10 protein-coding genes and 1 pseudogene are annotated in these 9,950 nt (G+C 44.9%); 5 read left to right on the top strand and 6 right to left on the bottom strand.

Annotation, left to right across the window (positions count from 1 at the left end):
- Positions 1-198, top strand: a pseudogene (locus EWV60_RS17920) (Uma2 family endonuclease); the annotation flags it as partial.
- 128 nt (positions 199-326) lie between these two features.
- Here EWV60_RS17920 and rpsF read toward each other — a convergent pair.
- On the bottom strand, positions 327-716 hold the full coding sequence (rpsF, locus tag EWV60_RS17915) for a 30S ribosomal protein S6 (protein ID WP_287233819.1): 390 nt from the start codon (positions 714-716) through the stop codon (positions 327-329).
- A gap of 145 nt (positions 717-861) precedes the next feature.
- Here rpsF and EWV60_RS17910 point away from each other — a divergent pair, with 145 nt between their 5' ends.
- Positions 862-1,644 carry a fumarylacetoacetate hydrolase family protein gene (locus tag EWV60_RS17910; RefSeq protein ID WP_002732202.1) on the top strand — a complete coding sequence of 261 codons (783 nt, stop codon included), beginning with the start codon at positions 862-864 and terminating at the stop codon, positions 1,642-1,644.
- Here the strand turns inward: EWV60_RS17910 and tpiA are convergent.
- Entirely contained in the window at positions 1,641-2,366 is a 726-nt protein-coding gene (gene tpiA / locus EWV60_RS17905; protein ID WP_016515627.1) for a triose-phosphate isomerase, read from the bottom strand. The two genes, EWV60_RS17910 and tpiA, sit on opposite strands and share 4 nt — an antisense overlap.
- A gap of 377 nt (positions 2,367-2,743) precedes the next feature.
- Between tpiA and EWV60_RS17900 the strand changes: the two genes are divergently transcribed.
- Positions 2,744-3,508, top strand: coding sequence for a metallophosphoesterase family protein (locus EWV60_RS17900; RefSeq protein WP_287233818.1), 765 nt, complete (start codon positions 2,744-2,746; stop codon positions 3,506-3,508).
- Here EWV60_RS17900 and EWV60_RS17895 read toward each other — a convergent pair.
- The 3 genes from EWV60_RS17895 to pgl all read right to left on the bottom strand — a co-directional run bounded on the left by EWV60_RS17895 (position 3,427) and on the right by pgl (position 6,306).
- On the bottom strand, positions 3,427-4,674 hold the full coding sequence (locus EWV60_RS17895) for a site-2 protease family protein (RefSeq protein ID WP_287233817.1): 1,248 nt from the start codon (positions 4,672-4,674) through the stop codon (positions 3,427-3,429). The genes EWV60_RS17900 and EWV60_RS17895 overlap by 82 nt on opposite strands.
- Before the next feature lie 105 nt (positions 4,675-4,779).
- Complete coding sequence (locus EWV60_RS17890; RefSeq protein WP_287233815.1) at positions 4,780-5,412, bottom strand: double zinc ribbon and FHA domain-containing protein; 633 nt, start codon at positions 5,410-5,412, stop codon at positions 4,780-4,782.
- Between the two features lie 171 nt (positions 5,413-5,583).
- Positions 5,584-6,306: a 6-phosphogluconolactonase gene (pgl, locus tag EWV60_RS17885; protein WP_002747601.1), complete on the bottom strand. Its 723-nt coding sequence runs from the start codon at positions 6,304-6,306 to the stop codon at positions 5,584-5,586.
- A gap of 393 nt (positions 6,307-6,699) precedes the next feature.
- Between pgl and EWV60_RS17880 the strand changes: the two genes are divergently transcribed.
- Positions 6,700-7,491, top strand: coding sequence for an HpsJ family protein (locus tag EWV60_RS17880; protein ID WP_002752716.1), 792 nt, complete (start codon positions 6,700-6,702; stop codon positions 7,489-7,491).
- Between the two features lie 525 nt (positions 7,492-8,016).
- Positions 8,017-8,748, top strand: coding sequence for an undecaprenyl-phosphate galactose phosphotransferase family protein (locus EWV60_RS17875; RefSeq protein WP_002752714.1), 732 nt, complete (start codon positions 8,017-8,019; stop codon positions 8,746-8,748).
- A 1,096-nt stretch (positions 8,749-9,844) separates the two neighbouring features.
- Here the strand turns inward: EWV60_RS17875 and EWV60_RS17870 are convergent.
- On the bottom strand, positions 9,845-9,950 hold a 106-nt coding region (locus EWV60_RS17870; RefSeq protein ID WP_287233821.1), incomplete at its 5' end, for a transposase.

Raw genomic sequence — 9,950 nt, 5'->3', positions numbered from 1 at the left:
CCAATCCTAGGAATTCGGTTTGAGATGTTTGAAGAGGGTTTAGAGGTCTTTTATCCCAATGGGGAACGATTTAAAGACCCTGAAACCCTCTTTGAGGAACGCAACCAAGCACAACAAGAGCGCAACCAAGCACAACAAGAACGCGACCGCGCTTTTGCCCGATTACGCGAATTGGGCATTGATCCGACACAGTTGTGACTATAGCGTTTTTCAGTCTGCTGAGGTACAAAAGTTATGGGTTTTATGCAAAAGGCAAAAGGCAAGAGGCAAAAGGCAAAGGGGAAGAAAAACAGGTGTACCTCACTAGCTTAGGGAACGCTATATAATTAATCTTCAGCGGAGATGCCGTCCTCTTCCACCACCGCTTCGGTGATAGGAGAGGGGGGAATTTCCGTTAAGGGAGATAAATCGGCAGGGGGGGGCATCACGCGATCGAGTTTTAGGGTTAAATAACGAATAACCTCATCACTTAAACGCATGGCCCGTTCCATGGGGGCGACTTGTTTGCCGCTGGCCTGATAATTCATCTGCACATAGACACCATCATTGAGTTTTTTGATGGGATAGGCCAGACGTTTTTTACCCCACACCTTAACTTGAATGTCTGTGGCGCTGTGTTCGGTAATCAGAGTCCGATAACGTTCCACTTGTTGCTGAACGACTTCTTCCCCTAAATCGGGACGGAGAATGTAAAGAGTTTCGTAGTTATTGCTCATCTCAGAATCCTTATGGACTAGAAGGCTTCTTTGTCAAGGCCAGGAGTTAATTGATTTTCATAACTCTCTAGCTTTTAATAAAGAAGCAAGGATATATGATCATACTACTATCCGAGAGTCGATCGCTAGTCATTCCCAGAAAAATATGGCGCAACGCTATGTACGAGTGAAACATCGTCAAGGACAAATCTTCTACGGACTGTTACAGCTAAACCGTAGCGTTGCTGTCTTTGATGCCCCTCCCTGGCAAGGAGGGCAACTAACCAAGCTAGAATTAGAACCTGATAGCTACCAACTATTAGCCCCCTGTTTCCCGTCGAAAATTATTGCCGTGGGCAAAAATTACCGCGCCCACGCCGCCGAGATGGGAACACCTGTACCGGAAGAACCGCTTTTATTTCTCAAGCCACCGACGACAATTATCGCCGACGGTGAAACAATTTTTTATCCGCCCCAATCGGAAAGAGTAGATTATGAGGGAGAATTAGCATTAATTATCGGAGAAACCGCCAAAAACTGCACGACAGCCCAAGCCAGAAGCAAAATCTGGGGTTATACTATTGCTAACGATGTCACCGCTAGGGATTTACAGAAAAAAGATAGCCAATGGACGCGGGCGAAAGGATTTGACAGTTTTTGTCCCCTCGGCCCCTGGATTGTCCGGGAACTGAGTATCGGGGCGCAATTAACCACTTTTCTCAATGATGGCAGCGAACCCAAACAAAGCAGTTATCTGAGTGATATGGTCTTTCCCCCCGATGTCTTGGTGGCTTATATCTCTCAAGTGATGACCCTGCTGCCGGGGGATGTGATTTTAACGGGAACTCCCGAAGGAATCGGACCGCTGCAGGTGGGGGATAAGGTTCGGGTGGAAATAGAAGGCATCGGGGTTTTGGAAAATAGCGTCATGGCAGCAGAAATCAATTAACGATAATTAACAATCCTAGCGAATACGGTCGGGTCTAGACTCGCCCCACCGACTAAAGCCCCGTTTATCTGCGATTGAGCCATAATTTCATCGATATTATCGGGTTTTACCGAACCACCGTACTGAATGGTTACGTCGGGATTGTCTAATTGTTGTCGAATCAAACCGATAACGCGGTTCGCTTCCTCGCTTTCGCAGGTTTCCCCCGTGCCAATCGCCCAGATGGGTTCGTAGGCGATAACGAGGTTTTTTTGGTCAACATTGACTAAACCCCCTTGAATTTGCTTGATAATTACCTTTTCCGTTTCTCCAGCATCTCTTTGGGCTTTACTTTCTCCCACACAGATAATCGGGATTAAACCTTGTTTTTGGGCAGATATAACCCTTAAATTGACGGTTTCATCGGTTTCGCCGAAATATTGCCGGCGTTCACTGTGACCGATAACCACATAGTGAACCCCAATTTCGGTTAACATATCCGCCGAGATTTCGCCCGTATAAGCCCCCGATTTTTCCCAGTGGACATTTTGCGCCCCCAAGCGAATACGACCGCCGTGGAGGGTTTTAGAGAGGACAGCTAAAGCTGTGAAAGGCGCGCAAAGAACCACTTCTCGGTCGTCGGGGGTTTCATCTAGATGGGATTTAAAATCTTGCAAAAACTCCAAAGCTTCTCTCTGGGTTTTGTGCATTTTCCAGTTACCTGCAATAACAACTTTCGGCACAGCTTAATTAATTTAGTAGATTTGATAATTTATGGTACATTTTACTGTAAGCCTTTTTGTTACCCTAAGCAAGATCACCGATAATCGCTGTCTGTCGTGAACAGATTTCTTTAATACTTTTACCTGTACCTAGGGTTTGCTGAATAAATCTAAAAACTTTGTTTGATAAGGCTTTTAGACTTTTTTGACCTCAAAAAGTGCCTACCATTGGAGGGATCGGGGGTAAAATTCCTGGACTTTTTCCCTGAAAATTAGGTAACTGACCACCTCAAAATCGGTAAAACCCTACACCCTACACCCCACACCCCACACCCTGCCCCCACGAAAAACTTTTTGCCGCAAACCCTACCTATGCCCTAATCCCCTACCAAATCCTCATGCGAACCTTAGCGATCGGCGATATTCATGGTTGCTCGAAAGCTCTAGATCACTTACTAGAGATCGTCAACCCCAAACCGCAAGATACTTTAATCACCCTCGGTGATTACGTTAATAAGGGCAGAGACTCGAAAGGGGTGATCGATCGCCTGATTTCCCTACATAAACAGGGAAATTTGATTCCCCTCAAGGGTAATCACGAGATTATCATGCTGCAAGCCCGTAACAACCCCCTTAAACAGCGTCTCTGGTTAGAAAAAGGCGGTAAAGCTACTCTAAAATCCTATAGCGAAGGCCACCTGATTAAAATTCCCGAATCCCACTGGGATTTTTTAGGAAAAGTCTGTATAAATAGCTACGAAACTGCAAATCATTTATTTGTTCACGCTAGTCTCGATCCCCATCTACCCCTAGCCAGACAACCAGAATACAAGCTCTTTTGGGAGAAATTTCAATATCCCGCCGCCCATAGTTCGGGAAAAACCATGATTTGCGGCCATACCAGCCAAAAAAGCGGGAAACCGATTAATCTCGGCCATGCCATTTGTATTGATACTTGGGCCTACGGCCAAGGCTGGTTAAGTTGTTTAGATGTGGAAACGGGGAAATTGTGGCAGGTTAACCAGCGAGGAAATTTTCGGATTAGCCATATTCAAGATTATTATCTTCCATCCTCTCTAGGTCAGGACATTAAGGACGGTTCGCCGATTTTTGGCCGTTCACTCTTGTCAAGAGCGGCAGCAATGACATTTAAGGGCAAATAACTGGGGTAAACTCCCTCGCGAGCGCGTTCAATATCCGTTTCCTCTAGGGGAATTTGGTATTTAATCGCAATTGCCTTGAGGATATCGCCGCGATCGATTACTCCCGCTACGGCGGAGGCCGGTGTTAACACCGTGAGCATGGGGTCCTGGATGGTTTCCAATTTCTGCACCACTGTCACTAAGGGGGTTTTTTCCTCAACAGTGGCAATTTCCGTGAGGGGATGGGCAATATCAAGCAGTTGTTTTTCTGACCATAAACTGCGCTCGATCGCCTGTAAATCTGCCACCCGAATTAATCCCCGATAACGTCCCTCGGAAGCGGCAAAATAAGCAGTATTGGCAGCCGCTCGGTCTAAAACGTATTCTTGGGCGAATTCCTCTAGGGTTTGATGGGCGTTTAAAACCCGCAAATGTCTGCTCATCACCTCTCCCGCTGTGAAATTGAGGAGACTTTCCTGTAAATTAGTTAAATTATCGTAGGCGCGGGCATTTCTGAGGATAAACCAGCCCATTAATCCTAACCAGGCACCCCCCACATCTGCCGTCAAGATAACCAAGAAAATCCCCAAAATAATCCCCAACCAACCGATTAATTGACCACTGATCGCAGCCCAATGTAACCCTTTCCAGCGATCGCCAGTCGCTTGCCAGACCATTGCTTTGAAAATTTGACCCCCATCGAGGGGTAAACCGGGGATAAGATTAAATAGAGCCAAAAACAGGTTAATTATCGCTAAATGCCCGCATATATAGGTTAAATTGGCGTTTAAATAGGGTAAGTGACTGGCTAGGGAGAGGAGACAAAACAGGAGAAAACTGACGAGGGGTCCAGCGATCGCTACTTGCAGGGCCTCGGGAGGAGTCCGAGATTCTCGCTCGATCGAGGCCATACCCCCAAAGAGAAACAGGGTAATGGAATTGACCTGGATGCCTTGGGAGCGAGCCATGAAACTATGACCTAATTCGTGGAGTAAAACCGAGATAAACAGCAATAAAGCGATGATTAAACCAAGTAACCACGCTAAAACAGCACTATGGGCGGCCAGAGACTGAATTTCTGCATCGGTGGCATTGATCAAGGTGACAAAAGCCAGAATCAAAAACCACGAGGAATCAATATAGAGAGGAATGCCCAATAAAGAGCCAATTCGCCAATTTGTACGCATAATTCTCAGTGGGGAAATGGGGAAGTGGGGAAGTGGGGAAGTGGGGAAATGGGAAATTTAGCTGAAATTTCCCTATCACCCTAAATCCCTAACCTCTAACCTCTTTTAAGACATTTGGAAAATAAAAGTCATTTTGTCCCCTTTACCGAGGGAAATGCGATCGCCTGCCCGAAGACGATGACGATTGCCGGAGGGTAGGGGATTGTGATTAACGTAGGTTCCGTTGGCGCTGCCCGTGTCTTCAAGGTAATAGATGCCCCCTTCGACGCGGATATCGCCATGAACCCGGGAGACGATGTCAGAATCGGGAAAACCGGAAACATCGATATCGGGGGGAATGCGATCGTTAGGTTTGCCGATATGAATTACCGATAGATGTAGGGGTAATTCAATTTTGCTATCGGTTTGTAGGTGCTGGAGACTGGCCATTTCCGTCTGCAAGCGGGTGGCGGCCGGAACCGGTGGGGGGGCAACAGGAGGAGGTGCGATCGAGGCGCCGGTGGCTGTAGGGACCGGTGGGACGGGTTCAGGTTCAGGTTCCGATTCGGCCTCGGCTGCTACCATGGGGGCAGAATTAGGCTGTAAATTGTAGCCACACTGACCACAAAAGGTGGCATCAGTTTGGATGGTTGCCCCACAACTAGGACAGGAAGACATCCGCGGCAAGGGAGTGTAACAGGCCTCGCATTGACTGGCCTCATCGGGGTTAGTATGTTCGCAATTAGGACAAACGATCATTTTTAAGGAAAAAGTAAAAAGTAAAAAGTAAAAAGTAAAAAAGCAGATTAGGGGTTGGGGTGTTGGGGTTTTGGGGTTTTAGGGTGTTGGGGTGTTGGGGTGTTGGGGTGTTGGGGTGTTGGGGTTTTAGTTGAATTCCCCCATTTCCCTATTCCCCTATTCCCCTATTCTCTAGACAAAAGAGGAACCAGCGGCCGCATCGAGTAACCAATATAATTCCCCGGCCGGGGGGTGGATGAGACGGGAAGGATAGGAGAAAGAGTCACCATAGGCAGAGAAAATCTCATGTAGAGCGGGGCGTTTACTTTCGCCGGCAGCGATAAAGATCACACAACGGGCCTGATTGATCAGGGGAACGGTAAAAGTTAAGCGGGGATTGCCGTCTTTCTCGCCGACGGTGATACAGCGATCGCTCACCGTTAAAGCTGCCGTGTGGGGAAAGAGAGAGGCAGTGTGACCATCATCGCCCATTCCCAATAAAATCAGGTCAAAAACGGGAAAATCGGGAGAATTGACCCCAAACCATTGGCGGAGATGATCATCGTATTTTTGGGCAGCCAGGTGGGGATCGGGGTCATCCGTGGGCATAGGATGAATATTAGCGGCCGGGATCGGTATGCGATCGAGCCATGCTAATCGGGCCATGCGTTGATTACTGTCGGGATGATCGGGACTAACGTAGCGCTCATCTCCCCAGAAAACGTGAATTTTTGACCAGTCGAGGGGTTGAGAGGATAAAGCTTCGTAGAGAGGTTTCGGGGTACTACCGCCGGACAGAGCGATGGTAAAATAGTCCTGTTGGTCGAGGCTGGTTGTGATTTTTTCCAGAACCAGCGCCAGAGATTTTGCGATCAGAGCTTGTTTATCAGCTAAAACTTCCACCAATTTCTGCATGGGTTTTGTTATCAACTCAGGGGGGCTGTCTTTACTATAGGCTAACCATTGAGGACTCATCTGAGAGCTTGGGAAAATTTTATTCTTTGACAGTCTCTGTCTTAGGGAAGAGATATGGGGAAAACCCAGTCTGAGAGCTTGGGAAAATTTTATTCTTTGACAGGGATAGGTTTACCGATGCCATATTGAGGTAATATTTCTAGAGTCGATTCTCGAAAGAGGTTGACAAGCAGAACGATTTAGCGTAGGGTTTAGCGGGAGGTTGAGCAAAAGTTAATTAGAAATTGCAGTTTGTCAGATTGCCTCTCGGCAAAATCCTTCTGGGAACCCCCAGCGAGAACTTTTAAACAGACTAATGAATCTATTCATTGACATACCATTACAGAAACAGCGATGAACAGTTTTACTTCTTTGTCCCTGAAATTAACGGGATTGGTTTTCATTCTTTCCTTCCTTTTGGATGCGTTTATCCTGCCACTGCCCTATCAATTCAGTCAATCCCAATGGCAGGTAGGGTTCGTCACCACCTTTGTCGATCGAGGAATTGTTCCTCTTCTGGGTATCGTTCTCGTTTTAATCGCTTACTGGATTGACGATAACAATAAAAATTTCACTACTAGGAAATACCACTTTGAATTGCGTTGGCCGATCTTTATTCTTTCCACAGTGTTAGGCTTAGTTTTTCTGTTGATGATTCCTGTTCATATCAATAATATCAACCAGATTAAAAACGACGCTTTGACTCAAATTGAACAGGGTGTTGATCAAGGGGAGGGACAAATTCAGGCTTTCTTAGCCCAGTTAAATACTCTATCGCAAAATCCCCAACTATTAGAACAGCAGATCTCTCAGAGAACTCAAGTGATTGAAACTGGTCGTTTCCAAGGACAACCGATCAGCACAGAACAGTTACAAACCCTTCGCCAACAAAGAGAGCAATTAACTAATTTACGCGATTTATCCAAAAGCCCGAGGGAATTTAAACAGAAATTAGATGAGATCAAAAATCAGCTACAAACTCAGCTGCAAGAGCGGCGAAAACAGGCAGAAAGCCAAGCTAACTTGGAGGCTTTGAAACAGTGGTTAAGAATTGGTAATCAAAGCATGTTGCTATCGATTTGCTATAGTTTGATCGGTTGGTTAGGCATTCGAGAACTAAGTAGTATGAAACAACCCATCGCCTAAGTAGGGGATTTATCTTAAATGATGAAGTCTAAAGTTTTCGTTTTCGGGAGCCAAAATTCGGGCTTCGGCCAGGAGCTCAGCGTTCGACAAAAGCTCACGCCGAGTTCCGAATGGACTCAGCAGACGAGCGCGGACAACAGCATACTTAATCCTTAGGATCAAATCTGTAACTACTTAGATATTCAGCCACAAAGGGTATCATTTGCCGATGCTCTTTTTTTTATTAAACCTCTTGCATAATTAATTTTTGCTGATTCAAAAGCGTCCTACAATACTAAATCCTGTTTGAAAGGCATAGGGGAGCAGGGAGTGGGGAGAAGGGAGAATAAATAAAAATAATCTCCTGACTGCTGACTGCCGACTGCTGACTCCACCAAGAAACTTTTTCGGTAAACCCTAATTAGAGATTTTTTAGTACAAAGGCTCTAGAATGGCCCGTGCCAGTTATTGACCCGAAGACTTGTTTTTTCAGTCTTGTGGCTTTATCATGGGTACTGTGTGGTGTGTGTGATGTGAAGGAGTAAGATGACTGCTAATAGCCAACTTATCTCCGTCAAGGCTCTACAAGCTTTGATGAAGCGAGGGTTCAAACCTTCGGTCTCTGGTAGACGGCATCAAAAATCTTGGTTAATAGCTTTAGACGGCGATACCTCAAAACGATTATTCGATATCGTTTTCTCCCTATCGGTTCTAATTTTCTTTTCGCCGCTTTATTTGATCTTAGCCTTATTGATCGCGATTAGTTCCCCCGGTCCGGTCTTCTATATGCAGAAGCGCGTCGGTCAAAACTTCCAGCATTTCAACTGTATCAAGTTCCGTACTATGGTAATGGACGCGGATAAGGTGTTAGAGAGACTGATGGAAGACTCCCCCCAACTGCGGGCGGAATTCGAGGATAATTTCAAGCTCAAGGACGATCCCCGCATAACTTGGATTGGCAAGTTTCTCCGCTTAACCAGTTTGGACGAGTTTCCCCAATTCTGGAACGTCCTGCGAGGAGATATGAGCGTCGTCGGTCCGCGGCCTTTAGTTCCCGAAGAATTGCAGAAATATGGCAATCGCATCGACAAGGTCTTAACTATTCGCCCCGGTTTAACTGGTTTATGGCAAGTTTCTGGACGTAATGACATCCCCTATCCCATGCGGGTGCAGATGGATGTGTATTACGTTAATTCGCGTAACTGGTTAACCGATATCTGGGTAATCTTCAGAACTATCGGTGTTGTGGTTTTTCCCAAAAATAACGGTGCTTACTAAAGCGGTGAATAGTAGTTCAAGATTACTGGCTACTGTTCCAATGTAATTAATCGCTAGACTGGAGGAGAGAAAGGCAGAACTTGCTTTTTTCTCCTCTTTTTTTGAGAAGAAATATTATGATATAGCGTTTTTCAGTCTGCTGAGGTACAAAAGTTATGGGTTTTAGGCAAAAGGCAAAAGGGAAGAAAATAGGTGTACCTCACTAGCTTAGGAAACGCTATAGTAATTAGGGCTTGCTAGATAATGGTATAACCCTTTTAAAATAAGGCTTTTGACCTTTTAAAATCCGATATTAGTGCTAAAAAATAGGATTGAGACCTTCAAAAACCTTGCATTATCCTTTTTGTGGTACGCAAACTGGTAAAAAAAAGGGGAGCAACAAAGCCTTAAACTCCTGTCTTCTGCCTGACCCCATCCTAGGTCTTTTTCAGCAAACCCTACTTAGCAGTTATCTTAAGGGTGAGGTACGAGGTTTCTGGTTTTAGGAAACACTGGAGCTAGAGATGATGCTAAATCCCGTCATTTCGTCCCTACCACAATTTGGGCATTTTGTCAAAAAAATTTTGACTTTGCAACAAAACTACATAAAAATTAGATCAACGTTGTTAGGGAAAAAAGGGATAATTGGCGAAAGTGTTTGGTTTGGCTAAAAGGGAAAGTCTAGATTTAGCAATGGTTTCAAGGCAAGCTAGAACTTGAGAACTTCAAAAAAACACAGAAAACTCCACCATAGCATAATGCGAAATTATACCAGAATCGCTGGAAGTATTGCCACCTCGTAAATAAATAGAAATTATTCTCAATAAATTCTTGAGTAAAAATAAATATTACTAATTGTAAATTGAAATATTTTTAAGTATTGAAGGTGTTTGTATATAAAATACTTATCATTTTGCCCCGATTGCCTCTAACTTTTCCCTCCCCACAGCAATCACCGGGTAAGTAGAAAATTTCTCATTCTTTCTCCTAAAGATGAAGTACAGACTAATCCTTACTCATCAAGTATTTTAGCAACAATAACTAACCTCATCTTTCTGAGAAAGGCTGTAACTGCCATAACCTCCTTTATAGGCTCTTCGTTATCCTTTATGCTAAATCAACAGACAAGATGCCAAGACAACATACTTCTAACCCAAAAATTCCGAAAGTTTCTAAAGCCATAGCCTCTCCGTTTTATTAGTTTAAGTTTATTGTTGATTCCC

Origin of the sequence: Microcystis sp. Msp_OC_L_20101000_S702, from assembly GCF_007095705.1 — a bacterium.
In the GTDB taxonomy this organism is placed as follows: Bacteria; Cyanobacteriota; Cyanobacteriia; order Cyanobacteriales; family Microcystaceae; genus Microcystis; species Microcystis ichthyoblabe_A.
Note: the sequence above shows the minus strand (reverse complement) of the source record. Positions and strands in the feature narration are given on the sequence as shown.